This window comes from Rhizobium sp. P2_G2, from assembly GCF_056403555.1.
On sequence record NZ_JBFUFF010000054.1, the window covers coordinates 21,523 to 45,995 of the forward strand.

General features: G+C 61.3%; 23 protein-coding genes. 2 read left to right on the forward strand and 21 right to left on the reverse strand.

Translation table 11 applies throughout. The annotated features are described in order from the left end of the window. The first annotated feature begins 1 nt into the window (after position 1). Positions 2-1,468 (forward strand): hypothetical protein, encoded by a 1,467-nt coding sequence (locus AC1D06_RS27585; protein ID WP_477877552.1) that lies wholly within the window; start codon positions 2-4, stop codon positions 1,466-1,468. Here AC1D06_RS27585 and AC1D06_RS27590 read toward each other — a convergent pair. From AC1D06_RS27590 to AC1D06_RS27690, 21 genes are all read right to left on the reverse strand, one after another. Next, complete coding sequence (locus tag AC1D06_RS27590) at positions 1,465-1,884, reverse strand: type II toxin-antitoxin system MqsA family antitoxin (protein ID WP_477877551.1); 420 nt, start codon at positions 1,882-1,884, stop codon at positions 1,465-1,467. The two genes, AC1D06_RS27585 and AC1D06_RS27590, sit on opposite strands and share 4 nt — an antisense overlap. Next, the gene (locus tag AC1D06_RS27595) at positions 1,884-2,192 is read right to left on the reverse strand and encodes a type II toxin-antitoxin system MqsR family toxin (protein WP_477877550.1); all 309 of its coding nucleotides are present in this window, start codon (positions 2,190-2,192) and stop codon (positions 1,884-1,886) included. The genes AC1D06_RS27590 and AC1D06_RS27595 overlap by 1 nt, the downstream gene beginning before the upstream one ends. A gap of 41 nt (positions 2,193-2,233) precedes the next feature. After that, a complete protein-coding gene (locus AC1D06_RS27600) occupies positions 2,234-2,938 on the reverse strand; it encodes an ABC transporter ATP-binding protein (protein ID WP_477989001.1) in 705 nt (234 codons plus the stop codon). Beyond that, positions 2,935-3,660 carry an ABC transporter ATP-binding protein gene (locus AC1D06_RS27605; RefSeq protein ID WP_477989003.1) on the reverse strand — a complete coding sequence of 242 codons (726 nt, stop codon included), beginning with the start codon at positions 3,658-3,660 and terminating at the stop codon, positions 2,935-2,937. The genes AC1D06_RS27600 and AC1D06_RS27605 overlap by 4 nt, the downstream gene beginning before the upstream one ends. Continuing rightward, positions 3,648-4,610: a branched-chain amino acid ABC transporter permease gene (locus AC1D06_RS27610; RefSeq protein ID WP_477989004.1), complete on the reverse strand. Its 963-nt coding sequence runs from the start codon at positions 4,608-4,610 to the stop codon at positions 3,648-3,650. Before AC1D06_RS27610 ends, AC1D06_RS27605 begins: the two co-directional genes overlap by 13 nt. After that, entirely contained in the window at positions 4,607-5,488 is an 882-nt protein-coding gene (locus AC1D06_RS27615; protein ID WP_477989005.1) for a branched-chain amino acid ABC transporter permease, read from the reverse strand. The genes AC1D06_RS27610 and AC1D06_RS27615 overlap by 4 nt, the downstream gene beginning before the upstream one ends. A 78-nt stretch (positions 5,489-5,566) precedes the next feature. Next, positions 5,567-6,856, reverse strand: a complete 1,290-nt coding sequence (locus AC1D06_RS27620) for an ABC transporter substrate-binding protein (protein ID WP_477989007.1) — start codon at positions 6,854-6,856, stop codon at positions 5,567-5,569. A gap of 190 nt (positions 6,857-7,046) precedes the next feature. Next, complete coding sequence (locus AC1D06_RS27625) at positions 7,047-7,412, reverse strand: VOC family protein (protein WP_477877544.1); 366 nt, start codon at positions 7,410-7,412, stop codon at positions 7,047-7,049. Positions 7,413-7,492: 80 nt separating this feature from the next. Then, a complete protein-coding gene (locus tag AC1D06_RS27630; protein ID WP_477989009.1) occupies positions 7,493-7,927 on the reverse strand; it encodes a YybH family protein in 435 nt (144 codons plus the stop codon). A 73-nt stretch (positions 7,928-8,000) separates the two neighbouring features. Continuing rightward, complete coding sequence (locus AC1D06_RS27635; RefSeq protein WP_477989011.1) at positions 8,001-8,993, reverse strand: ABC transporter permease; 993 nt, start codon at positions 8,991-8,993, stop codon at positions 8,001-8,003. After that, positions 8,990-9,970: an ABC transporter permease gene (locus AC1D06_RS27640; RefSeq protein WP_477989013.1), complete on the reverse strand. Its 981-nt coding sequence runs from the start codon at positions 9,968-9,970 to the stop codon at positions 8,990-8,992. The genes AC1D06_RS27635 and AC1D06_RS27640 overlap by 4 nt, the downstream gene beginning before the upstream one ends. Continuing rightward, a complete protein-coding gene (locus AC1D06_RS27645) occupies positions 9,967-11,514 on the reverse strand; it encodes a sugar ABC transporter ATP-binding protein (RefSeq protein WP_477989015.1) in 1,548 nt (515 codons plus the stop codon). The genes AC1D06_RS27640 and AC1D06_RS27645 overlap by 4 nt, the downstream gene beginning before the upstream one ends. A 308-nt stretch (positions 11,515-11,822) precedes the next feature. Next, entirely contained in the window at positions 11,823-12,953 is a 1,131-nt protein-coding gene (locus AC1D06_RS27650) for a sugar ABC transporter substrate-binding protein (protein ID WP_477877539.1), read from the reverse strand. 219 nt (positions 12,954-13,172) lie between these two features. Then, the gene (gene gntR, locus AC1D06_RS27655; RefSeq protein WP_477989016.1) at positions 13,173-14,204 is read right to left on the reverse strand and encodes an HTH-type transcriptional regulator GntR; all 1,032 of its coding nucleotides are present in this window, start codon (positions 14,202-14,204) and stop codon (positions 13,173-13,175) included. A gap of 78 nt (positions 14,205-14,282) precedes the next feature. Further along, positions 14,283-15,938, reverse strand: a complete 1,656-nt coding sequence (locus AC1D06_RS27660) for a GMC family oxidoreductase (protein WP_477989018.1) — start codon at positions 15,936-15,938, stop codon at positions 14,283-14,285. A 195-nt stretch (positions 15,939-16,133) separates the two neighbouring features. Then, the gene (locus AC1D06_RS27665; RefSeq protein WP_477989020.1) at positions 16,134-16,895 is read right to left on the reverse strand and encodes a 3-ketoacyl-ACP reductase; all 762 of its coding nucleotides are present in this window, start codon (positions 16,893-16,895) and stop codon (positions 16,134-16,136) included. Next, positions 16,892-18,400 (reverse strand): GMC oxidoreductase, encoded by a 1,509-nt coding sequence (locus tag AC1D06_RS27670; RefSeq protein WP_477989022.1) that lies wholly within the window; start codon positions 18,398-18,400, stop codon positions 16,892-16,894. Before AC1D06_RS27670 ends, AC1D06_RS27665 begins: the two co-directional genes overlap by 4 nt. Before the next feature lie 3 nt (positions 18,401-18,403). Further along, positions 18,404-19,519 (reverse strand): ABC transporter ATP-binding protein, encoded by a 1,116-nt coding sequence (locus AC1D06_RS27675; RefSeq protein ID WP_477877534.1) that lies wholly within the window; start codon positions 19,517-19,519, stop codon positions 18,404-18,406. Positions 19,520-19,526: 7 nt separating this feature from the next. Further along, complete coding sequence (locus tag AC1D06_RS27680) at positions 19,527-20,468, reverse strand: carbohydrate ABC transporter permease (protein WP_477877533.1); 942 nt, start codon at positions 20,466-20,468, stop codon at positions 19,527-19,529. Next, positions 20,465-21,418, reverse strand: a complete 954-nt coding sequence (locus AC1D06_RS27685; RefSeq protein WP_477877532.1) for a carbohydrate ABC transporter permease — start codon at positions 21,416-21,418, stop codon at positions 20,465-20,467. Before AC1D06_RS27685 ends, AC1D06_RS27680 begins: the two co-directional genes overlap by 4 nt. A gap of 185 nt (positions 21,419-21,603) precedes the next feature. Continuing rightward, complete coding sequence (locus tag AC1D06_RS27690) at positions 21,604-22,863, reverse strand: ABC transporter substrate-binding protein (protein WP_477989023.1); 1,260 nt, start codon at positions 22,861-22,863, stop codon at positions 21,604-21,606. Between the two features lie 334 nt (positions 22,864-23,197). Here AC1D06_RS27690 and AC1D06_RS27695 point away from each other — a divergent pair, with 334 nt between their 5' ends. Beyond that, entirely contained in the window at positions 23,198-24,247 is a 1,050-nt protein-coding gene (locus tag AC1D06_RS27695) for a LacI family transcriptional regulator (protein WP_477989024.1), read from the forward strand. Positions 24,248-24,473: the final 226 nt, after the last annotated feature.

A 24,473-nucleotide genomic window follows, 5' to 3' on the forward strand; every position in this document is an offset into this window, starting at 1 on the left:
CTTGGTCGATCGGCATGACCTGTCCGGCTTCCTTCCATCACCATGTCACCCCAGAGGGAGCCGCTTCCGCACCGCGATAAGCCTCCCACTTGCTCTTGCCCTCCTTTCGCTCCCCACCCTCGCTTTCGCGCATGGCGGCGAGGCTGCAATCATCCTGCTTCTGCCGACAGGTTACTATCTCCTCGGCGCAGCTTTTGCCGTCGCCGCTTCATTCTTCCTGTTGGCGCTCACTCCGGCGCGGCTGACGCAATCGGTCGCCGGCGGGCATCTGCGGCTCGGAATGATCCTGAATGTCCCGCCAGCCATCCCCAGCTTGGTCTCTTTCGTGCTCCTCGCGATCCTTCTCCTGGCCGGCACCTTCGGTACCCGCGACCCGGTTGAAAATCCGCTGCCGACGATGTTCTGGACCGTCTGGTGGGTATGTTTCACCGTGCTGCAGGCGATCACGGGATCGCTCTGGCCGCAACTCAATCCCTGGTCGGGACCGATCGCACTCGTCCGCCGCTTCAATCCCGTCCCACATGCCGATCTGCCCCGGCGCTTCGGCCATCTCATCGCCATCGCCCAATTCGCCGCTTTCGCCTGGTTCGAGCTCGTCGATCCGGCGCCGAGCGACCCGACCCGGCTGGCAAGCGTGATCTTCCTTTACTGGTTCTTCAACTTGGCGGGCGCGCTGATCTTCGGTGAAACCGTGTGGATGGGACGCGCCGAGCCCTTTTCGATACTCCTCAGCCTGGTTGGCCGGCTCTCTCCCTTTCACCGGCAGGCGGAAGGCATGGCGCGCACCGGGATCGACCTCGTCTGGCCAGGTATGAGCCTCGTGACGCATACCGCACTACCGCTCACCGGCGTGCTTTTCGTCCTGTTGACCCTCTCCACCGTCTCGTTCGATGGGCTGTCGCGCACCTTCCTCTGGCTCGGCGAGATCGGCGTCAATCCGCTGGAATTTCCGGGCCGCAGCGCCGTCATGGTGTCCGGTACGTTCGGACTGATCGGCATGTTCGCGGTGCTTGCGGCTGTCTTTCTCGCCGCGGTGATAGTCGGCTGTGCGCTTGCCGGCAGATGGGAAATCTGGCGGGAGGCGGCCGGACGGCTCGTCTATTCAATCGTCCCGATCGCCGTCGGTTTCCAGGGCGCGCATTATCTCACCAGCGTGCTTATTGACGGGCAGAATGCGCTGATTGCAGTCAGCGACCCATTTGCGCTTGGCTGGAACCTGTTCGGTACGGCGCACTGGCAAACCACGACATCGTTCCTCAACACGCTCGATGGCGTGACCTGGATTTTCGATCTAGAGACGATATTCATCACGCTCGGCCATGTCATCGGCATCGTCATTGCGCATCTGATTGCGATGAGGCTGTTTCCAACCCCACGGCAGGCGATCCTCAGCCAGATGCCGCTGGCGGCGCTGATGGTGTTCTATACCGGGTTCGGGCTATGGCTGTTGTCGACGCCGCAGATTTAGCGCAAGTCTTCGACAAGCTCCGGGTGCTTATCCAATAGCCGCAGCAATTGGCTGGTTGGGCCGCTGGGCTCGACAAGGCCTCGCTCGTACTTGTCGAATGCATTCTCACCAACTTTCAAAAGTCCGCCGGCCTCACGCTGCGAAAGCTTTAGCTTTTTCCGGACGCGCTTGATCGTGGAGGGCGACGGAATACCTTCTAATTCTTCCTTGAGTTGACGAAGCGCTGCGTCCGTAACCGACATATCGCTGCCAACATGAACGCCTTCATCGCTCGCTTCCGAATAGTAGCCGGGAAGTTGAACCGTAACACTCTTGCTCTTGTATGTGACCAGGAAAGGCCGCACCCCACGATGCAGCAATTCGCCGTTCTCCGGCGAAACCATCGTCTCCGGCAACTCCCTGCTCAGTTGCTGCATCACGATCTCTCCTTGAACGACATGACCCTGAATTCGGTGACCACGTCAGACTGAAACTTCACATAGAGGACCATGCCCTCGGCTGGTATATGATAAACATCCTGCCAGACACGATGATCGGCGAAGGTCGTCATCGATTTGTAAAACATTCGCCGATCGATGCCCGATATGGTGGCTGCGACGCCCGCCCGATCAAAACCTAGCCCGATTGCATCACGAAGCGCCGTCGACGTCATGGCCAGCGTTTCGACAGAGCCAAGCGTCGCTTTGATTGCTTCCAGATCATAAGTCGGTCGGCTTTTGTCCATGTCAATATGTCACCATTATGGTGGCAGTCAAGTCAATGCTATCAGTGCCCCACGCCCAGATATTTCTGCACCAACGACGCGTCCGCCCGCACAGCGTCCACTCCATATTCTGCCCGCACGACACCTTGATCCATGAAGGCGATACGGTCGGCCACCGGCAGCACCGCGTCGATGCGCTGTTCGACCAGCAGAACGGCCACCCCGTCGTTGCGGAGCCTGGCCACGACATCGCGGATCGCCTGGATCATCGAGGGCATCAGGCCTTCGGTCGGCTCGTCGAGCATGATCAGCTTGGGCGCGACGCACAGCGCGCGGGCGATCGCCACCATGGACTGCTCGCCGCCGGACAGCGTGCCGGCGCGCTGGCCCATGCGTTCGGCAAGCGCCGGGAAGTAGGAAAGAGCACGCTGAAGCACGTCCGGTCCGGATTTGCGGGTCATAAGGCCGACTTCAAGATTTTCCCGCACCGTCAGTTCCTTGAACAGGCGTCGGCCTTGCGGCACATAGCCGATGCCGGAGCGCGGGATTTTTTCTGCCGAGAGCCCTGTCAGATCCGCTCCGTCGAGCACCAGCCTGCCCCGCCGCGGTGGCACGAGGCCGAGGATGGATTTGAGCGCCGTGGTCTTGCCGGCGCCGTTGCGGCCGAGCAGGCAGACGATCTCGCCGGCGGCGACGGCGATCGAAAAGCCGCGCAGGACCTGCAACTCACCGTAATAAGTATCGAAGCCCTCGACCTTCAGCATCATAGCCCCGTCCCCAGATAGGCGGCCTGGACTTCGGCATTGGCGCTGATCTCAGCGGGCGTTCCCTCAGCCAGTGTCCGGCCACGATTGAGCACGGTGATGCGGTGGGCAAGCTGCATGACCACATCCATATTGTGCTCAATCAGCAGGATCGTGGCGGTGGTGGAGATGCGTTTGACCAGCTTGCAGAAATTGGCGATCTCCGAATCCGACAGGCCTTGCGTCGGCTCGTCGAGAATGAGCAGTATCGGCGACAGCGCCAGGCCCATTGCCACTTCGACAAGCCGCTGGTGGCCATAGGCGAGTTCGCCAACGCGGATATCGGCACGGTGGGCCAGTTCCACGGCATCGAGCGCTGCCAAAGTCTCGCGTTCGAAATTGACCTTATCACCTCGCTGGGTACGGCCGAGCGTGGCCATGCGGATATTCTCGGCGGCGGTGAGTTTTGGATAGATGTTGGTAATCTGGAATGTATAGGCAATGCCGCGCCGCACGCGCCGAAAGGCCGGCAGGCGGGTGATGTCCTCGCCGCGGAAGGTGATGCGGCCGTCGGTCACCGGCGTGCGACCGGCGAGCAGGCTGACGAACGTGGTCTTGCCGGCGCCGTTCGGGCCGATAATGGCGCGGATTTCGCCCTCTTCCAGGCTGAAATCGACGCCGTCGACGGCGTGCAGGCCGCCGAAATAGCGTTTCAGCCCCTCCGTTCTCAGGATCACATCAGCCATGGCAGCCACTTCTCGCGGATCGTGCCGAGAATGCCCTTCGGGAACCAGAGGACGATGACGATCAGCACCACGCCGACGACCAGCAGATAAGCCGTGGTCACTTCGCTCAGCCGGTCGATCATCGTCGTCATCAGGGCGACGCCGATCACTGGTCCAAGCAATGTGCCGGCGCCGCCCAGCAGCGTGAACAGCAGCACCTCGATCGAATATTGGATCGAGGCGAAGGTTGAGCCGACATAGCCATCCAGCAGGCCATAGGCAGCCCCGCCGGCGCCGGCGATGGCGCCGGAATAGAGAAAAGCTTCCAACTTGGCGGCGAAGACATTGAAGCCGAGCATTTCGGTGCGGCCTTCGTTTTCGCGGATCGCCGCGAAGATGCGGCCGCGACGGCTGACAAGGACGAAGAAGGAGATGGCCAGCGCCACCAGCAGCAGGCCGAAGGCGAGATTGAAACGGACGATTTCGTTGGTGAGATCGAAGGTCAGGCCGGCGAACTGAAAGCTGCGGGCCGCATGCGGCAATTTCAGGCCATCCTGCCCGCCGGTCGCATCGGCGAAATAGAGCGTCATCAGGAAGCCGACCTGCGAGAACATCAGCGTCACGATCATGAAGGAAACACGCTGCGTGYGGAGCGACAGGAAGCCGATGACCAAGGCCAGGAGCAGAGCGGCGATCACGCCGCCAAGGAAAGCCAATGGCACCGCAATGCCGAAATGATAGGTCAGCAGGCCGGCGCCATAGAGGCCGGCGGCAAAGAACATCGCGTGTCCCAGGCTCATCAGCCCGACATAGCCGAGCAGCATGTTGTAGCCGACTGCGAAGACGGCGAGCGTCATCATGCGGGTGATCGTCAGCACATAATAATCCGGCACGACGAATTGCAGCAGGAACAGTGCTGCCAGCACGACGACGAGCAGAATGAAGTTGCGGCGCGCGATTGCCGGGGTCATCGCTCGGCCTTTCCGAACAGTCCGTTCGGCCGGATCACCAGCACGAGCGCGACGAGCAGCGTCGAGACCATTTTCGCCAGCGTCGGCGAGAAAAATACGGATAGAATGCCATCCGACAGCCCGATCAGGATCGCTGCGACCACCGTTCCCGGAAGGCTGCCGAGGCCGCCGATGATCACCACGATGAAGGACAGTAACAGCGGGTCGAGGCCCATCAGGTAATGCGCCTGCTGGATCGGCACGACCAGCACGGCCGCTATGGCGGCCAGCATGCCGCCGAAGGCAAAGACGGTGGCGGAGACGCTGTCGACATCGATGCCGAAAGCCCGCGCCGTCTCGCGATCGAGCTGGGTGGCGCGCATAACGAGGCCGATCTTCGTGCGGCGCATCATAAACCAGACGCCGAGCATGAGGACGATCGCAGCGGCGATGATGAACAGCTTATAGCCATCATAGCCGAACCAGGGGAAGCGAATGCGCCAGTAGAAGGGCGGCTCGACGGCCTTGGCGTCGGGTCCGAAGAAGATCAGGGCAGATTGCTGGAGGATGTAGAGCAGGCCGATCGTGGCGACGATGGTCGCCTCGGGATCATAGCTCAGCCGCTTGAGGATCAGCCGGTCAGTGGCATAGGCGATCACGCCGACCAACAATGGCGCGACGATCAGCGCTACGACGAAGCCGAGCACCGGATTGTCCGGAAACAGGCTCGACAGGAACCAGGCGAAGACCGCGCCGAGCATGAAGAATTCGCCATGGGCGACATTGACCACGCGCATGACGCCGAAGACCAACGACAGGCCGACAGCCGTCACGGTCAGTACCGATGCCTGCACCAGGCCTTCCAGAATCGCGAGAAAGAGATAGGGGCCAAGACCCATGAGCGGCGGCACTTTCGGCAGGCAAACGGGATTGCCCCGCCAGCATTGCAGCCGGCGAGGCTGGATCGTGTTCCGAAATCAGAGGTCCATCTTGGTATAGTCGACTTCGGGCTCGTACATGCCGTCCTCGATCGAGGTCGTGTGCACGACGGTCAGCTTGGTGTTCTCGACCTTGGAAATGTGCTGCTTGCCGAACACCTGGTGGGTCTTGCCGTCGAAGACTTTTTCGCCCTGCGGATGCTCGTTGCTTTCCGGGAATTTCTGCAGCGATTCCAGCGCGACGATGAAATCCTTCTTCTGCTCTGGTCCCTTGTACTTCGCCATCTCCATCGCTTGTTTGATCACAAACAATGTTTCCCAGGTCGAAAACATATGGGAATAGGTCGAAATGTCCTTGGGATCGCTGGTGCTGGCGCCATTGGCGTCGAGACCGACCTTTTCGCGGTAGAACCTGTCGAACTCGGTCTGGTCCTTCTGCGCATAACGCGGGAAGGCTTCCCAGAAATATGTGCCGTCAAGATAATCGAGCTGCGGTGTGGCGAGATCGACGGCTTCTAGGGAGTCGATAAAGCCGAAGATCTGTGGCCGCGAACTGCCGAAATGATCGCCGAGTTCCTTGACGAAGGTCAGCACGGCCGGGCCGACCATGACGTGATAGATGACCTCGGTCTCGGCCGGGATCTGCGGGAAGTAGCGGGTAAACGAGCTTTCCGTCGGCGGGATCGGGATCAGGCCGGCAATCGAGCCCCCTTGCGCCTTGATCGCGGCGGAGAAATAGTCGCGATGATCGTGGCCGAAGGCATAGTCGGGGAAGATCATCGTGACCTTCTTGCCGAGGTTTTTCGAAATCCACGGCGCCATCGACGACACCTGCGACTTCACATCGGTGATGCCCGGCTGGAAGGTGTAGCGGTTCAGGCCGCCCGAGGCGAGCTGATGGCCTTCAGAACAGACAAGATAGGGCACCTTAAGTTCACCGGCGCGCGGGCCGGCCGCGGCGACGACATGCGAGAACAGGTGGCCGAAAATCGCATCGACCTTGTATTCGGTGGCAAATTTCTCGACCACCTCGGTGCCGCGCTTGGGATCGGTGCCGTCATCCTCGACGATCATCTCGATCGGCATGCCGTTGATGCCGCCGGCATCGTTGATCAGCTTGACCGCGGCTTGCGCGGTGCGCTCATACCAGCGGCCGTAGGAGGCGCCGATGCCGGTGCGGTGGAAGGGCGCGCCGAGCTTGATCGTGCCGCCTTCCGCGCCGCGCGCAACATAGGGTGAAGCAACCAAAGTCGCGGCGCCCGCGGCCATGGACTTGAGCGCCGTGCGGCGCGTGATGGCAGAGCCTGCCGAAAAGATCGAATTGGTCATTTGGCGTTCCCCAGTTTTCGTTTTGAACCTATGTCGACGCAAAATCGGACGCAAACAGAACCCCAGAGGGCTCATTCCCCATACGGAGCTCTCCGGCTCCTTAGATCGTATGTGTACGAAAGATTATGCGGGTTTGCAGACGGCTGTCAATTGTTTTGCTGGGGCCCGATCCTGTCATAAAAAGCGGCCATCAATCGACCTTGCGGAAGGCGCGGCTGGAAACCGAAATGGAGTTCAGGCAGGGATCTTTGGCGTTGGCGAAAGAGTAGCCGTCGGCCTGATGAATCGGGCCGAATTCAAGCCCGTTCCCGGCACTTCGGGCGCAGAAGGCTTCGACGTCTTCGACATCGAAGCTAAGCTTGACGATCGTCTGGCCGCCGCTCTTCTGGCTCTTGGCCGCCGGATGCAGCAGAATGTTGGCGCCGCCGTCCTGCGCGACAAGTTCGAGAATGCGGTCGCCAGGCAATTGCCGTCGCTGGAAGCCGAAATGCTTCTCGTAGAAAAGAGCCGTCGCCTCCATGTTCCTGGCGTAAATAAGCAGTCTGTTGAGCGGCATGTCAAACCTTTGCCTGCGATTGCACCGCAGGCAAAGTAAACGCCGAAACAGGATTGCGCCAGTCCGCGTGATGGTCGCAATCAAGGCTTGAGATTGAACAGGCCGAGACCGCTGCCATCCATGGCGAAGGGCACCGATTCATGCACATGGGCGATCTTCCAGCCCGAAGGCATCCTTACCAGACCGAGCGTCAGGCGATACCAGAGATCGACCTTATAACCATCAGTCTTGGTGCCGCTCATGTTGACGAAGCCGGTCCAGAAGGCGACATTGTCGCCGATGGTCAGCTTTGCATCGCCGACATCGCCGCCGACCCCGCTTTGCCAGGTGTCGAACCAGGCCTGCAGACCCTTCTCATCCTTACCTTTCGTGCCCAGCGGCGCGGCCAGGGAATAGTGTACGACATCGTCGGTGACATAGGACATCGCCCCCGCCGCGTCCTTGCTTGCGAACGCCTCTGCCCGGGCGATCAACATGGCATTGATTTCATTTTCGATAGACTGTCTGTCGGTCATAACCTTCTCCTTCCTCGGCTTCCCCTATGACGCGGGAGGAGGCACCGTTTCGACAAAAGCTGTGAAAATGTTTCTAGCGACTGGCTGGGGTGCGGCCGTAGAGGAGCAACATGACGATGATGACAACGCCATAGATGATCTGACGGCCTGCCTCCGGCATCTGCATCACAGCCAGGATCGATTGCAGGAGCGTGATCAGGATGACGCCGGCGATGGTGCCGAGATAGGAGCCCTTGCCGCCGAGGATCGACGTGCCGCCCAAGACGACAGCCGCGATCGACGGCAGGAGATAGGCGTCGCCCATCGACTGCGCGGCTTTGGACGCATAGCCCGCCACCAGCACGCCGGCAAAAGCGCTGAGCGCACCGGAAATGACGAAGGCGGTCATGACGATGCGGCGGGTGTTGAGGCCGGAGAGGTAGGCGGCGCGCTCGCTGTTGCCGATGCCGTAGATCGAGCGGCCATAGGTGGTGCGGCTATAGAGGAAGACCATGATGGCGCTGACGATCGCCCAGACGATGACCGCATTCGGCAGGCCGGGAATGATGAAGCCGGTTGCCAGCCAGCGCACCGCGGGCGGGGCGGAATCCTGCGGCGAGAAGCCGCCGGTATAGAGCACCATCAGTCCCGACGCGACCACATTGGTCGCCAGTGTGACGATCATCGACGGGATGCGCATATAGGCGACGCCATAACCGTTGATCAGACCGAAAAGCGCGCCGCAAAACACGCCGACAGGGATGGAAAGGATATGGCCCGTCAGCCCGAAGCCGGCGGTGGCGCAGGCCATCATCGCCCCCATGGTCATCACCCAGGGCACGGAAAGGTCGATCTGGCCGAGCAGGATCACCAGCATCATGCCCGCCGCGACGACACCGAGGAAGGAGGCGACCTTCAATTGCTGCACGAGATATTCGAGCGACAGGAAGTTGCTGGAATAGAGCGAACCGAGGATCAGCAGCAGAATGATGCAGCCGAAGGCGGTTGCCACTGCCGGGTCGACGCGGCGAAGGAAGGCAGGCAGGCGGAGAGCCGAGGGCGCGCGTTCTTCTGTCATGTCGCTCATTGAAACCATTCCAAACGGTTGCGGACACGCAGGAGACCGATGGCGCCGATGCTGATCGCGATCACCAGCACCATGCCTTGCAGCAGTGGCTGCCAGAGCGGGTCGACGTCGAAGACGAAGAGCATGTCACCCGTGGTGCGGGCGGCAAAGGCGCCGAAGATCGCGCCGATGGCGCTGCCGCGCCCGCCGAAGAGCGACACGCCGCCGAGCACGACAGCGGCGATCGACCAGAGCGTATAGGTGCCGCCGGACTGATAGGCCGCCTCGCCCGAATAAGTCGAGAATGTCAGGAACAGGCCAGCCAGACCGGAGAACAGGCCACCGAGCACATAGGCGGCAAACTTGCCACGCCGGATCGGCATGCCCGACATGAAGGCCGCTTGCTCGGAAGAGCCGGCGGCATAGGCGGCGCGGCCCCAGACGGAGCGGCGGAACGGCACCCAGACCACGATGACGACGACCAGCAGCAGGATCAGGCTGGTGGGGATGACGTCATAGGTCTGGCCGGTGATGAAATCCGCGAGGTCTTCATTGGTCTCGCCGCCGGGAATCGGGCGGAGCAGCAGTGCGATGCCATAATAAATGGCCGAGGTGGCAATCGTGGCGACGATCGGCTGAAGCCGGCCATAGATGACCAGACCACCATTCAGCGCGCCACAGGCCATTCCGGCGAGCAGGACACCGATGATGCCGATCGTCGTCTGCCATCCACCGCCAACGACGATATAGGAGGCAAGGCAATTGGTCAGGATAAAGACCATGCCGACCGAGAGATCGATGCCGGCGGTGAGCACGACCAGTGTCTGCGCCATGGCGACGAAGGCGAGCAGCACGCCCTTGTTGGCAGCGGTCTGGACCACGTCGGCGGAGAAGCCGGCGGGATGGTTGGCGATATAGATCGTGAACATGATCAGGAACAGCGCCAGCCCCATCAGCGTGCCGCGTTGTTCGTTGAACCAGTAACGCCATTCCTTCATCCGGCCGTCTCCAGTCTGGGCGCATTCTCGACATTGAGCGCGCTGGCGATCAATGCATGTTCGGTCATCCCCTCGCCTTCCAGCTCGCGCACGACGCGGCCGTCATAGAGAACCAGCACGCGGTCACAGCAGCCGATCAACTCGTCATAGTCGGTCGAATAGAAAAGAATGGATGCGCCGGCGTCGGCGAGCCGGCGAAGCAGCTGATAGATCTCCTGCTTGGTGCCGACATCGATGCCGCGGGTGGGATCGTTGAGCAGGATGATGCGGGGATCGCGCATCAGCCATTTGGCAATCACCACTTTCTGCTGGTTACCGCCCGACAGCGTACCGACCGGGATGTCCGCTCCGGCGGTTTTGATGGCGAGCAGCTTGATCATCCGGTCGAGCAGGTCGTTTTCCTTCGGGCGATCGATGATGCCGGCATTGGACATGCGGTCGAGATTGGCGAAAGAAAGGTTTTCGCGCACCGTCATCGGCAGCATCAGGCCTTCGGTCTTGCGGTCCTCTGGGATCAGCGCCATGCCGTTGCGTTCGGCGCGCGCCTGGGCAGGGCTGTTCAGGCTCACCGGCTTGCCGTCGATGGCGATACTGCCGGTCGTGCCGCGCAGCACGCCGAACAGCGCCAGCAAGAGTTCTCGCTGACCCTGACCGTCCAGGCCGCCAAGGCCGACGATCTCGCCCTTGCCGACCTTGAAGGAAATGTCGTTGAGCCGGTCGGTCCAACCGAGGTCCCGGCATTCCAGCACCGGCGTGCCGATCTCATGACGCGGCGGCTTCAGCGGAAAGACATTGGAATATTCGCGGCCGATCATCATCTCGACCACTTCGTTGTCGCTCTTGGTGCCGTATTTGTAGCCTTCGACACGGCGGCCGTTGCGGAACACGGTGCAATCATCGGCCAGTTCGGCGATCTCGTGCATGCGGTGCGATATATAAAGCAGTGCCAATCCCTCGCCGCGCAGGCGCTTCAGCACCGCGAACACTTTGGTGACGTCGCTGGCCGTCAGCGCCGACGTCGCCTCGTCGAGGATCAGCACGCGCGGCCGCCAGGCGAGTGCCTTGGCGATCTCGACCATCTGCCGGCGCGACAGCGGCAGGTCGCGGATCATGGCGCGGGGATGAATGTCCTCGGCTCCCGCGCGTGCCAGCGCCTCCTCGGCGATGGCACGTTGGGCGCCACGGTCAATCAAGCCAAAATGCTTTGGCGGGTTGGAAATCGTGATATTGTCGGCGACGGAAAGGTCAGGGATCAGCGACAGTTCCTGGAAGACGCAGGCAATGCCGACGCGCGCCGCCTCAGCCGGCGAGCGGAAGCGGACATCACGGCCCTCCATCAGCATGCGGCCTTCATCCGGAGCAACGACGCCGGACATGATCTTGATCAGCGTCGACTTGCCGGCACCGTTCTCGCCGAGAATGGCATGGATGCGGCCGGCGTGAACGTCCAGAGACGCATTTTCCAAAGCCCGTACGCCGCCATAGCGTTTCGAAATGCCTTCCATACGGAAAAGCGGCGTGGTTTCTGACTCTGCTACGGCCATGTACTATCCGTTTCACTGCTTCAGCGAGCGGCCCGCTCGGGGCCCTGAGTTCATCCAAGGGCCGCCATTCTCAAGGGAAGGGTTATCGCCTGTACCAAAGACCCTCTCTGGCCTGCCGGCCATCTCCCCCACAAGGGGGAGAAGACTCGCGGCTTGCTTCCTGCCTCAATCGGGGCACAGCGGTGCCGCGGGTTAAGCCCCTCCCCCTTGTGGGGAGGGGTCTTCGCGCCATAAGCGACATCCTGAGAGACGTGCCTTCACCGCGGGCTTTCGCCCGCGGTACCTATTTCAAGCGAACCAGCAAGGGCTCACTGGTTTTCCTTCGTCTGGCCCATGATTTCCTGGGCAGAGAAGTTGATCTTGCAGGTCGGGAAGGAGTTGCCGACGAAGAAATTGTCGGACTGCTTCGGATAATAATCCTGGTCCGCCTTGAAGTTCGGGTCTTCGACGATAGCGAGCGGCAGCTTGACCGACTGCGGCACGACTTCACCCTCAAGTGCTGCGATCGCCGTCTTGATGGCAACCGCAACCTGTGCCGGGCCAGTGCCCGCCGACGAGCACTTCAGGCCGTCGCCGGCAAATTTGGCGCAGAACTTGCGGAAGCCGTTTTCAGTCTCGCCGCCGAACGGCACGAACGGATGCTTGGCATCGATCATCGCCTGCACGACGCCGGTATCGCCACCCTGTGCGGTGATGGCGTCGAACTTCTTGTGCACGGCGATCGCATCGGCGGTTGCCTTCTGCGCGGTCGGATCATCCCATTTGCCGAGCACTTCGACAACGTCCCATTTCTTGCCGCTGGCATCGAACGTCTCCTTGATGCCGTTATGGCGGTCGGTATCGACGGACGTGCCGGGAACGCCACGCACTTCCAGCACCTTGCCACCATTGGGGACGTGGTCGACGATCCACTTGGCCCACAGCGCGCCGAGACCCTTCTGGTCGACATTGACGTTGATCGCATCCTGCGTGTCGAGGATATTGTCGAAGGCGACGAGCACGACACCCGCCTTCTTGGCGCGCTTGATCACCGGTCCGAAGGCTGTAGGATTCTGTGCGTTGACGACGATCGCATCATAGCCGGAATCGATGAAGTTGTTGATCGCGGCGAGCTGCGCCGGCACGTCTTCGCCGGTCGAGACGACCTTGAATTCCTTGAGCTTGGCCTTGACGTCCGGCTGCGACGCATAGGCCTTGGCAGTCTGGATCATCTGGATGCGCCAGGTATTGGCGATGTAGCCGTTGGCGAGCGCGATCCGATATGGGCCTTTCTTTTTCTTGAACTGGAAGAACTTGGTCTTGTCCGACCAAGGCACGAAGCATTCCGGATCCGCTGACGGTCCCTTGACGATTTTCGGTCCTGCGGCATGAGCTGAAGTCGTCGCCATGAGCGCGAATACAGCAGCGGCAGCAAAGCCGCCGACGATAGTCTTGATCATTGAATTCCTCCCAAATGTTGCCAAGACCGGCCATCGACCATCCGCCACCACACATGCTCCAAAGGAACTGGAGCACTCGGCTCCGGTGTCTGGGTATCGTATCGTTTTAGGCAAGCCTTAGACGCCCCCGGGCTCCTCTCCCTCGGCGTCATGGGAAAGGATGGTAGCGCTACCAAAACCAATTGTAAAGGGGCGTCCGCCGCAGCTCACGCGACTATATCAACGCAGCGTGCTGGCGCGGATTCTTAGTTCGAAGCCAAGGTCGACGATGCGGTCCCTGACCGTCTGGCCATTGAGCTCGGCCAAGGCCATGGCAATGGCGCGACGGCCGATCTCGTAGCGCGGCGTGCGCACGCTGGTGATCGGCGGATAGGCCGCTTCCATCATTTCCAGATCGTTGAAACCGGCGATGCACATGCGCGACGGCACTGCGATGCCGGAACGGTTGCAGGCGAAGAGCACGCCGAGTGCGATGTCGTCATTGTTGCAGACCACGCCGTCGAGCCCCGGCACGCGCTCGATCGCCTCATGAAACAGGCGCATGCCGACAGTGACGCTCGAGGATTGGGTCGTGGTGGTGACAAGCCGGCTGTCGAACTTGCCGGCAGCCTGCATGGCCGATTTGTAGCCTTCCATGCGACGGTTCGAGCGCGGATCCATGCGCGCGCCGATGAAGCCGATGCGCTGGCAGCCGACATCGACGAGATGCTGCGCCGCCCCCTTGCCGCCTTCGAAATGCGAAAAGCCGATCATCATGTCGATCGGGTCCGGCCCGATCTCCATGATCTGCACGACAGGGCAATCGGCGGTCTCCATCAGCCGCCGCGTCGTCGGCGATTGATCGATGCCAGAGATGATCAGCGCCGAGGGATGCTGGCTGAGGAAGACTCGTAACAGCCGCTCCTCCTCGCGCTCGGAATAGTGGGTGTTGCCGAACTGGACCTGCAACGCGCTTTCGCCTAGACCGTCATGGATGCCACGCAGCACATCGGAAAAGACGTTATTGGTCATCGACGGGATCAGCACACCGATGACATCGGCACGGACGGAGGCCAGCGCCCTGGCATTGGGATTGAGCACATAGCCCAGGTCCTTGACGGCGAGATCGATGCGCTCGCGCAGCTCCGGCGAGACCCGTTCCGGCTCGCGTAGCGCTCGTGACACGGTGATCGTGCCGACGCCGGCGCGGTCGGCGACGTCGGAAAGCGTCGGCCGGCCGCTGCCTCGGCGTGATCTCTGCTTGAGAGTCATCGGATTTGCCAATTGTTTTTTATCCCAAGCATAGGGCACGTTTTGCGGATTTGTACAGGTCTTGCTGTTCGCCTGATATCATCGGACAGTGGCGCGTGCGCGCGGGCGAAGATCGTTGCGCTCATGCTGGAAGATTGCCGGAGACAAGGGTTCGCGCTCGCGGATGATGTCGGCGCCCTTCTCGCCCACCATGATGGTCGGCGCATTGGTGTTGCAGGAGGGCACGCGCGGCATGACCGAACTGTCGCAGACGCGCAGGCCTTCGAGACCGCGAACCCTGAGGTCGAGGCCGACCACCGCCATGTCATCGGTGCCCATCTTGCAGGTGCCGACCGGGTGGTGGTCCGTCTTGGCGTTGGCGCAGCCATAGTCGAACAGTTCTTCATCCGTCTGGTATTTCAGACCCGGCAGGCGTTCGGCCATGACATAGGGTTTCAGCGCCGCTTGCTGCATGATCTCGCGGGCGACCTTCAGGCCTTCCAGCGACATCACCCTGTCATGCGGGTCCGACCAGTAGTTGGGGTCGATCAGAGGGGCGGCGGCCGGATCACTGGATTGCAGCCGCACGGTGCCCCGCGAGCGCGGATGGAGATAGGCGGAGTTGAGCGTCACGCCGGCATTTTTCAGCTTCTCCACGCCGGCCTCGATGCCAGAGCCGAGGCCGAGATGGAACTGGATGTCGGGCGAGCGGGCATTCGGATCGGCATACCAGAAGCCACCGGTCTCGAACAGGCTCGATGCCACCGGACCGCTTTTGAACAGGACATACTGAATGCCTGCCCACAGGGTGCGATGCAGCTTGGCGACACCGTCATAGGTGTGGTCGCCGGTGCATTCGCAGATCACGAACAGGTCGAGATGGTCCTGCATATTACCGCCGACGCCAGGCAGGTCGTGCCTGACCTCGACGCCGACAGAGCGGAGGTGATCGGCCGGACCGATGCCGGACTGCAGCAGCAATTTGGGTGAACCGATGGCGCCCGAGGAAACCAGAACTTCGCGGTTGGCGCGGATGATCTCGAACCCCTTCGAGGTCACCACTTCGACGCCGACGGCACGACGGCCTTCGAGCAAGATGCGAGCAACGCGGGCACCGAGCCGGATTTCGAGATTCTTCCGGTCCTTGATCGGCGACAGATAGGACAGCGAGGCGGAAGAGCGCGCGCGATTGCGCTGGGTGAGCTGATAGAAGCCGACGCCGGCCTGCTGCTTGCCATTGAAATCATGATTGTAGGGAATGCCGAGTTCCTGGCCGGCGCGAATATAGGCGTCACAGATCGGCAGCGCCGAAACCGGCATGGAGACGCCGAGCGGGCCGCCGTAGGAATGATAGTCATCGGCGAAGCGCTGGTTGTCCTCGGCGCGCTTGAAATAGGGCAGAACAGAGCGGTAGTCCCAGCCGGCGCAATTATCCTCGCTCGCCCAGAGATCGTAGTCGGCGGCATTGCCGCGGGTGTAGAGCTGGGCGTTGATCGATGAGCCGCCGCCGATCACCTTGGCCTGGGTGTAGCGCAGCACGCGGCCCTTCATGTGCTTCTGTGGCACGGTGCTCCAGCCCCAGCTCGCCACGCCCTTGGTCATCTTGGCGAAGCCGGCCGGCATGTGGAACAGCGGATTCCAGTCGCCGCCGCCGGCTTCGATCAGCAGGACCTTGATGTTGGGGTCTTCGGTCAGGCGATTGGCAAGCACGCAGCCGGCAGGGCCGGCGCCGGTGATGATGTAGTCGTAGGTCATGTTGTCGTCCTTGGTTCTCGGGCGCCGCGGCATGCTCCCTCTTCTCCCCAGCGGGGAGAAGTGCCGAGCGAATGCGAGGCGATGAGGGGGCCGCCCCACCCAGGAAGCCCCTTCATCCGGCCCTGCGGGCTCCATCTTCTCCCCGCTGGGGAGAAGATGGAGCCCGCGGTCGGCGCCGCAAATTCCTATTTCAATTCACAATCTTGCGATCGACAGGCCACCATCGGCGTCGATGATCGAGCCGGTGGCGAAGCCGAATTTTCCTGACGCCAGCGCCGACACGATCGCACCGATATCGGCCGGCTCGCCCCAGCGTTTCATCGGCACGAGGCCGTCGGCGATCTGTGCGTCGTATTTGGCCGAAACCTTTGACGTCATGTCGCTACGGATAATGCCAGGCCGCACCTCGAAGACACCAATGCCGGTCTCCGCCAACCGCAGCGCCAGCCCTTGCGTGAAAGTCGACAGGCCTGCCTTGGTGACACAATAATCCAACCGTTCCGGCGAACTCAGCGATGCAGAAACCGAGGTGATGTTGACGATGGAGCGTGCATTTTTTGGTACATCCGCTTGCAACATTGCCTTCACCACGGCCTGGGTGAAGAAGATCGTGCCGCGCAGGTTCACCGAGACGATCGTGTCGAAATTGGCCGGGTCGAGTTCAAGGAAATCGCCGCGCACGAGCGAGGCGATGCCGGCATTGTTGACCAGGCAATCCATGCGGCCGAAATGGCTGAGGATGGCTTCGATCGCTGGCTGGTGGGTGGCGAGGTCGGCGAGATCGGACTGGACATAAAGGGCATCAGCACCCAGTTCGGCCACCACCGGATCATTCGTCGCCGGTGCACCAAGCCCCGTCAGCGCGATCGAAAACCCGTCTGCAGCCAGGGCCTTGGCCACGCCGAGACCGATGCCGCGGCCTCCGCCTGTGATCACTGCAACAGGCCGGGCGCTCATGCCGCGAGCTCCGTCCGGGTAATATGATCAGCGACGCGCAGAGCCTGCGCCGCCACAGAGAGCGCCGGATTGACGGCCGCCGAGGTCGGCAGATAGCTGGCGTCGACAACGAAGAGATTTTTGTGGTCATACGAACGGCAGAAGACATCGAGTGGGGACGTCTCCGGATCGTTGCCGATCTTCACCGTGCCGCACTGATGCGAGGGCGTGCGCTTGTCAAAGGGGCGGGACAGCACGATCGGGAAGCCGGCCTTCTTGAGCACGCCCTTGAGCCTGCGGACGAGGTCCAGATGGGCGTCCCAGTTGGTCCGATGCCATTTGAGTACGATCCTGTCGCCGTCGACCATGATCCGGCTCTCGGGATGCGGAATATCCTCGCTCATGGCGTAGAAATCGATCGCATGCGCCGAAATCTGGTTCAGCAGCCATTCGGGCACGTTCGGTAGATTGGCCTTGAGGATGGCGCCGGAAACGCGACCGAGCAGTTGGATATTGCCGAGCGGCGGTCCGCCCTCTCCGTCCGAAAGGTAGAAATCGTTGAAGCCAAAGGTTTTCTGGTAGACAGAGTCGTTGCGGTAGAAGGGCGAGATCGCCAGGATGGCACTCGAATTGTGGTTCATGAAGTTGCGGCCGACCTGGTCGGAGGAATTGGCCAGACCCTTTGGGAACTTGTCGTTGGCAGAGCGGAGCAGCAGCACGGAAGATTGCACGGCGCCGGCCGAGAGGATCACCAGCTTGGGCGACACGCTTTTCGGCTCGCCGTTCTGCTCGTAATGCACCGTCTGGATACGGCTGCCGTCCGGCGATGTCTCCAGCCGCGTGACGCGCGATTTCACCTGCAGTTTGACCGTCTTGTGCTGCAGGGCATAGGCGAGCGCGGTCGTCTCGGCATCCATCTTGCCGTCGAAACTGTTGGGATGCGCATCCCATGGCGTCTTGGCCTTCCGGAGCCAGCGCTCGATGTCGATGCCAAGCGGCAGCGAATAGGGATGCATGCCGACCGCCTTCAACTTGGCGCGAACGCTGGCGATGGCCGGCTCTTCCGGCACCGGCGGGAAGGGATAGGGCTCGGAATGCTGCGGCTCGGTCGGGTCCTGGCCCAAGGCACCACGCACCTGGAACAGCTGTTCGGCGCGGCTATACCATGGCTCCAGTTCCTCGTAAGGGAACGGCCAGGCCGGCGAGACGCCCTCGCGGTGCTTCATTTCCAAAAAATCCTCGCGGCGGTAGCGCACCAGCACCGCGCCGTAGAATTTCGAATTGCCGCCGACATTGTAGTAATTGCCAGGGTTGAACGGTTCGCCACCGTGCTCGTACCACATCTCCTTCGGGCGGAAATGACCGCGCTGGAAGATGGCGCGCTGGTCGCGGTTCTCCAGCTGGTCTGGGATGTGATCGCCGGCTTCGAGGATCAGGATATTGGCGCCCGAGGCCGCAAGCCCGGAGGCGACGGTCGAGCCACCAATGCCCGAGCCGATGATGACGATATCGGGCGTTTCGTCCATCGATCAGGCGATCCGCGCTTGCGTGGCTGGGTCGAAATAGACCGCCTTGTCGAGATTAAAGGCGAGCTTCGCCACATGCCCGGCGGTGATCCTGGCATCGGCGCGCAGGCGGGCGACGACTTCTTTCTTGCCGAGCTTGATGACGGCGAAAGTGTCCGAACCGGCGGGCTCCACCACTTCGATCAAGCAATCGCCCTGGGCGACAGTCTTGGCATTGTGGTCCGCGCCTTCGGGGTCGGTCAGCGCTTCCGGGCGTATGCCGAACACGATTTGCTTGCCCTTATAGGCGCCAAGCGCATTGGCCGCACCATTGACCGGCAGTTTCAGCGGTTCGCCCTCGTGGCGTTCGAGCGAAACGGTTAGACCGGCGGCTCCATCCTCGACCGTGGCAGTCATCAGGTTCATCGCCGGCGATCCCATGAAGTCGGCGACGAACATGTTGGCCGGATTGTTGTAGATTTCCGCCGGCGTGCCGGCCTGCTGCAGCACTCCGTCCTTAAGAACGGCGATCTTGGTCGCCAGCGTCATTGCCTCGATCTGGTCATGTGTCACGTAGACGATGGTCGTCTTCATGCGGTGGTGCAGGCGCTTGATCTCGGTGCGCATGTCGACACGCAGTTTCGCATCGAGGTTGGAGAGCGGCTCGTCGAACAGGAACAGCTTGGGATCGCGCACCAGCGCCCGCCCCATGGCGACGCGCTGGCGCTGGCCACCGGAAAGCTGGCTCGGCTTGCGGTCGAGCAGGTGGGTGATCTGCAGCACCTTGGCGACGTCGTCGATCGCCTTCTTGCGTTCTTCGGCGGGCACGCCGCGCATTTCCATGCCGAAGGAAATGTTGCCGGCCACGGTCATATTCGGATAGAGCGCATAGGACTGGAACACCATGGCGATGTCGCGCTTCGATGGATGCAGATCGTTGATCGGCTTGCCGTCGACACGGATTTCGCCTGAGCTGATCGATTCCAGGCCGGCAATGGTGTTGAGCAGGGTCGACTTGCCGCAACCGGATGGGCCGACGAGAACGAGGAAGCCACCCTTTTCGAGGTCGAGATCGATCCCCTTGAGGATTTCGACGGCGCCGAAGCGCTTCCTGAGGTCAGAGATTTCGAGGAAAGCCATGGATCGATCACCCTTTGACGGCGCCCGCCATAAGACCGCGCACAAAATAGCGGCCGGCGAGGATATAGACGAGAAGCGTGGGCACGGCGGCGATCATCGCCGCAGCCATGTTGACATTGTATTCAACCACGCCGGTGGATGTGTTGACGACGTTGTTGAGCGCAACGGTCATCGGCATCGAGTCACCCGTGCCGGCATAAGCGGAGGCGAACAGGAAGTCGTTCCAGATATTGGTGAACTGGTAGATCACGGTGACGACGATGATCGGCAGCGAGTTCGGCAGCATGATGCGGCGGAAGATCTGGAAGAAGCTCGCGCCATCGACCTGCGCAGCCTTGACCAGTTCACTGGGGAAGGCCTCGTAGTAATTGCGGAAGAACAGCGTGGTGAAACCCAGACCATAAACGACGTGAACGAAGACCAGGTTGACGGTCGAATTGCCGAGGCCGAAGCTGGTGCCGATATTCTGTTGCAGTGTAGCGCCGAAGCGCCCGATGCTGCCGAGGATGGTCGCCATCGGGATCAGCACCGACTGGAACGGGATGAAGCAGGCAAACAGCATCATGCCGAACACCAGCGTCGCGCCGGGGAAACGCCATTTCGTCAGCACATAGCCATTGAGCGCACCGAGGAAAGTCGAGATCGCCACGGCTGGAACAACCATCTTGATCGAGTTCCAGAAATAGCCCTTGATGCCGGCGCAGGTGAGGCCGACACAGGCCTCGCCCCAAGCCTTGAACCAGGGATCGAGGGTCGGCGATTGCGGCAGGGCGAGCATATTGCCGTTCTGGATCTCGTCCATGGTCTTGAACGAGGTGACCAGCATGACGAAAAGCGGCATCAGGTAGAAGACGGCGAAGATCAGCAGCAGGCCGTAGATGACGGCGCGGGTGACCCATTTGCCGCCGCCCGGCTGGACGCCGACAGCTTGAGTGGTGACGGCGCTCATCGGGCCTTCTCCCTGAGTTCGGAATAGAGATAGGGAACGATGATCGCGCTGATGGTCATCAGCATGATGATGGCGCTTGCCGAGCCGACGGCCATCTGGTTCCGCCTGAAGGTATATTCGTACATGAAGTTGGACGGCAGCCAGGCCGAGCCCCCGGGGCCGCCGGAGGTCAGCGCCACGACCAGGTCGTAGGATTTGATCGCCATATGGGCGAGCACGATGAAGGCCGACAGGAAGACCGGCCGGAGCATCGGGATGATGATGCGCCGATAGAGCTGGAAGGCCGAGGCGCCATCGATCTGCGCCGCCTTCATGATCTCGCCGTCGATGCCGCGCAGGCCCGCAAGGAACATGGCCATGACAAAGCCCGAGGCCTGCCAGACGCCGGCAATGACGACGGTGTAGATGACGAAGTCCTTGTTCTTGATCCAGTCGAAATGAAAATTCGTCCAGCCGAGATGGTGCAGCGTCTGCTCGAGGCCGAGGCCGGGATCGAGAAACCATTTCCAGGCGACGCCGGTGACGATGAAGGAGAGCGCCATCGGGTAAAGGAAGATCGGACGCAGCACGCCTTCGCCGCGGATCTTCTGGTCGAGAAGCGTAGCCAGCAGCAGGCCAAGGCTCAGGCAGATCCCGATATAGAGAAAGCCGAAAATCCCCATATTGGTGATCGACGTATACCAGGACGATGGCGGGTCGCTTTCGAAGGTCCAGCGCCACAGCTTGCTATAATTGCGCCAGCCACTAATCGCGTAAGATGGGAAGGCCTTGGAATCGGTGAAAGAGAGATAGGCTGTCCAGACGATGAAGCCATAGACGAAGATCAGGACGATGGCGAAACTCGGGGCAAGCACGATCTTCGGCAGCGCATCCTGCATCCGCGTGCGGAGCGAGATCCCTGTGGCGCGCCTGCGCGTCAGGATCGGATCGGTGGTTGCGACTGTGCTCATGAGATTCGTCTCCTCCCCTATCGTCTATGGGGCTAAGCAGGCTTTCGTTGGCAAGCCAACGAACCATCCGCTTAGTTCGTTTGTCTGTTGCAGGCTCTCGTCGGAAAACCGTGGAATACCTTTCCGGAACCCGCTTGGAATTCCCCCGCGATGGCCGCGGGGGAACCCTGATCAATCAACGTCGATTACTTCGCGTCGTCAATGGCCTGGACGAGCTGCTTGACGGCTTCGTCAGAGGTCTTGATCTGGCCATGGACGAACTTGGTCACGACGTCCTTATAGGCATTGGCGATCGCCGGAGGAGCGCCATAGCCCTGGGCGAGCGAGCCGAACAGTGTGCCGCCTTCGTTGGCCTTCTTCAGGTCGGACATGCCCTTCTTGCCGCAAGCGTCGAAGTCGGTGTCCGGAACGTCGACGCGGGCCGGAACCGAACCCTTGACGACGTTGAAGGCCGACTGGAAGCTCTTGGAGAGCGTCGCGGTCGCGAGTGCCACCTGGGCGGCCTTGCGGTCGTCCGGAACGTTGAACATGCCAAACATGTCGGAGTTATAGATCACGCTGCCGTCGGTGCCCGGGAAACGGAAGCACAGGAAGTCCTGACCGGCCTTCTTGTCGGCGGCGCGGAATTCACCCTTGGCCCAGTCGCCCATGACCTGCACGAGCGCATCGCCCTTGATGACCATGGCGGTCGCCAGGTTCCAGTCACGACCCGAGAAGTTCGCGTCGGTGTACTTGATGATCTTGGCGAGGTTGTCGAAGGACTTCTTCATCGTGTCCGACTTCAGCGAATCCTCGTCGAGGTCGTTCATGGCCTTCTTGTAGAATTCCGGACCACCGGTGGAGAGCACGATCGAGTCGAACATCGTGGCTTCCTGCCAATCCTGACCGCCGAGAGCCAGCGGGGTGACGCCGGCAGCCTTGGCCTTGTCGAGAAGGGCGATCAGGTCATCGAAGTTCTTCGGCTCGGTGCCGCCGATCTTTTCCATGACGGCCTTGTTGATCCACAGCCAGTTGACGGAGTGGACATTGACCGGAACGGCGACCCACTTGCCGTTATAGGTGGCGAATTTCTGCAGGGCAGCCGGAACGGCCTTGTCCCAGCCTTCCTTCTTGGCGGTCTCGGTCAGGTCGCCCATGACGCCGGCCTGAGCATAGTCGAGCACGGTGTAGCCGAGCATCTGCGAAGCGGTCGGATAGGTGCCCGCGGCGACCATGGCCTTGAGCGCGGTCATGGCAGCATCACCGCCACCGCCGGCAACCGGCACGTCCTTCCAGGCATAACCTTCGGCTGCCAGATCCTTCTTCAGCACGTTGAGCGCGGCGGCTTCACCACCGGACGTCCACCAGTGCAGCATCTGCACTTCTTTCACGTCTGCGGCCTTGGCGGCACCGAAGCCAGCCACAGTCATCGCCACCAATGCTGTCGTCATCAACAACTTGCGCATCGTTTTCCTCCCGGTTTGCAAGTTCATAAAAGCGGAAGATCCGCGTTGAAAAGCCTATCCACTCCCCGTGCAAAGGCCTTGGTAGTCACGGCGCGAGCGCCGCTGGGGGTCATTTAAAACGTTATAAACCCGAACAAGTCAAGAGCAACATTCCGCCTTTTTGTATCAAAGTTTACATCGCTTACTGTCTGTTTTTGCTTCCTTTTTCTTCACATCCAAAAGATTCGGCACTGAGTGCGAAAAAATTTAAAACGTTTCCAGATCGGCGTTGCGCGCGCGCCGATGTCGGGTTAGTGTCCGCCCCATTCGACGCCCCCTGGAGGAGAGGCCGAGCGTGTCTCGCGTACCCATCCCACCCACGACCAGACCAGCCCGCAGAAGCGGCAAGCCGACATTGCGCACGATTGCGGATATGGCAGGCCTTGCCGTGACCACCGTGTCGCGGGCGCTGTCGGACGACCCGGTGATCAACCAGGAGACCCGCAAGCGGGTGCGCGAGATCGCACTCAAGGTCGGCTATTCTCCCGACCGCGCCGCTCAGCGGCTCAAGACCGGCCGCACCAATGTCATCGCCATCCTGCTGGAGCCGCATGAGGAAATCTTGGGCTATGGCACCTCGATCATGGCCGGCATTGCCCGGGCGCTGCAGGGCACGGCCTATCACCTGATCGTCATGCCCAACCTGCCGCATACGAGCAATATCGATGCGGTCAACTACATCATGCGCAACCATATGGCCGACGGGCTGATTATGTCGCGCACCGAGCCGTTCGATCCCAGGGTGCGGCTCCTGATGGAGCACGATTTTCCCTTCGTCACGCATGGCCGAACGGAGCTCTCGACACCGCACCCTTATGTCGATTACGACAATTTCACCTTCACCTATGAGGCAACCAAGCGGCTGATCGCCAAGGGCCGCCGCAAGCCGGCGCTGATCAGCGGGCCGATGCGCTTCAGCTTCGGCAGCCATATCCTGCACGGCTTCATGACCGCCGTGCGCGAGGCCGGCTGCGCTTACGAAATCATCACCGATGTCGACCTCGACCATCCGGCCGGCAAGATCCGCGACCGGATCGCCCACCGCCATGGCGAGCCCGACCCGCCCGACGCCTTCATGTGCGGCGGCGAGGTCGCGGCACTGGCCACGATCACCGGCATGAGCGACTGCGGACTGACGCTCGGCATCGAATATGACATCGTCGCCAAGCAGACTTCGCAACTGATGTCTGCCATCCAGCCCAAGGTGGAGAGCATTTACGAGGACCTGACCGCGACCGGCGAGCATATGGGGCGCATCCTGCAGAAGCGCATCTCCGGTGAGACGGATATGGATGCGCTGCAGGTGTTGTTGAGGCCGGAGCCGCCGTTTTTTGGGGTTGCTTGACGCCACGGTGCTTGCGTCGCGCCCACCTGATCGTGTTGACAGGTCGCCACCCCCCTCTGCCCTGCCGGGCATCTCCCCCTCAAGGGGGGAGATTGGCAAGCCGCATACCGCCCGTATCCCATTAACGTCGATTGCTGGGAACTTGGCCTTGTTGATCGGGCGATGAGCGTGCCCCATCCAATCTCCCCCCTTGGGGGGGAGATGCCCGGCAGGGCAGAGGGGGTGG

Coding starts and splice junctions, on each gene's coding strand:
- AC1D06_RS27590 (WP_477877551.1), bottom strand. CDS start 1,884: ATGCAGCAACTGAGCAGGGAGTTGCCGGAGACGATGGTTTCGCCGGAG.
- AC1D06_RS27595 (WP_477877550.1), bottom strand. CDS start 2,192: ATGGACAAAAGCCGACCGACTTATGATCTGGAAGCAATCAAAGCGACG.
- AC1D06_RS27600 (WP_477989001.1), bottom strand. CDS start 2,938: ATGATGCTGAAGGTCGAGGGCTTCGATACTTATTACGGTGAGTTGCAG.
- AC1D06_RS27605 (WP_477989003.1), bottom strand. CDS start 3,660: ATGGCTGATGTGATCCTGAGAACGGAGGGGCTGAAACGCTATTTCGGC.
- AC1D06_RS27615 (WP_477989005.1), bottom strand. CDS start 5,488: ATGGGTCTTGGCCCCTATCTCTTTCTCGCGATTCTGGAAGGCCTGGTG.
- AC1D06_RS27620 (WP_477989007.1), bottom strand. CDS start 6,856: ATGACCAATTCGATCTTTTCGGCAGGCTCTGCCATCACGCGCCGCACG.
- AC1D06_RS27625 (WP_477877544.1), bottom strand. CDS start 7,412: ATGCCGCTCAACAGACTGCTTATTTACGCCAGGAACATGGAGGCGACG.
- AC1D06_RS27630 (WP_477989009.1), bottom strand. CDS start 7,927: ATGACCGACAGACAGTCTATCGAAAATGAAATCAATGCCATGTTGATC.
- AC1D06_RS27635 (WP_477989011.1), bottom strand. CDS start 8,993: ATGAGCGACATGACAGAAGAACGCGCGCCCTCGGCTCTCCGCCTGCCT.
- AC1D06_RS27640 (WP_477989013.1), bottom strand. CDS start 9,970: ATGAAGGAATGGCGTTACTGGTTCAACGAACAACGCGGCACGCTGATG.
- AC1D06_RS27645 (WP_477989015.1), bottom strand. CDS start 11,514: ATGGCCGTAGCAGAGTCAGAAACCACGCCGCTTTTCCGTATGGAAGGC.
- AC1D06_RS27650 (WP_477877539.1), bottom strand. CDS start 12,953: ATGATCAAGACTATCGTCGGCGGCTTTGCTGCCGCTGCTGTATTCGCG.
- gntR (WP_477989016.1), bottom strand. CDS start 14,204: ATGACTCTCAAGCAGAGATCACGCCGAGGCAGCGGCCGGCCGACGCTT.
- AC1D06_RS27660 (WP_477989018.1), bottom strand. CDS start 15,938: ATGACCTACGACTACATCATCACCGGCGCCGGCCCTGCCGGCTGCGTG.
- AC1D06_RS27665 (WP_477989020.1), bottom strand. CDS start 16,895: ATGAGCGCCCGGCCTGTTGCAGTGATCACAGGCGGAGGCCGCGGCATC.
- AC1D06_RS27670 (WP_477989022.1), bottom strand. CDS start 18,400: ATGGACGAAACGCCCGATATCGTCATCATCGGCTCGGGCATTGGTGGC.
- AC1D06_RS27675 (WP_477877534.1), bottom strand. CDS start 19,519: ATGGCTTTCCTCGAAATCTCTGACCTCAGGAAGCGCTTCGGCGCCGTC.
- AC1D06_RS27680 (WP_477877533.1), bottom strand. CDS start 20,468: ATGAGCGCCGTCACCACTCAAGCTGTCGGCGTCCAGCCGGGCGGCGGC.
- AC1D06_RS27685 (WP_477877532.1), bottom strand. CDS start 21,418: ATGAGCACAGTCGCAACCACCGATCCGATCCTGACGCGCAGGCGCGCC.
- AC1D06_RS27690 (WP_477989023.1), bottom strand. CDS start 22,863: ATGCGCAAGTTGTTGATGACGACAGCATTGGTGGCGATGACTGTGGCT.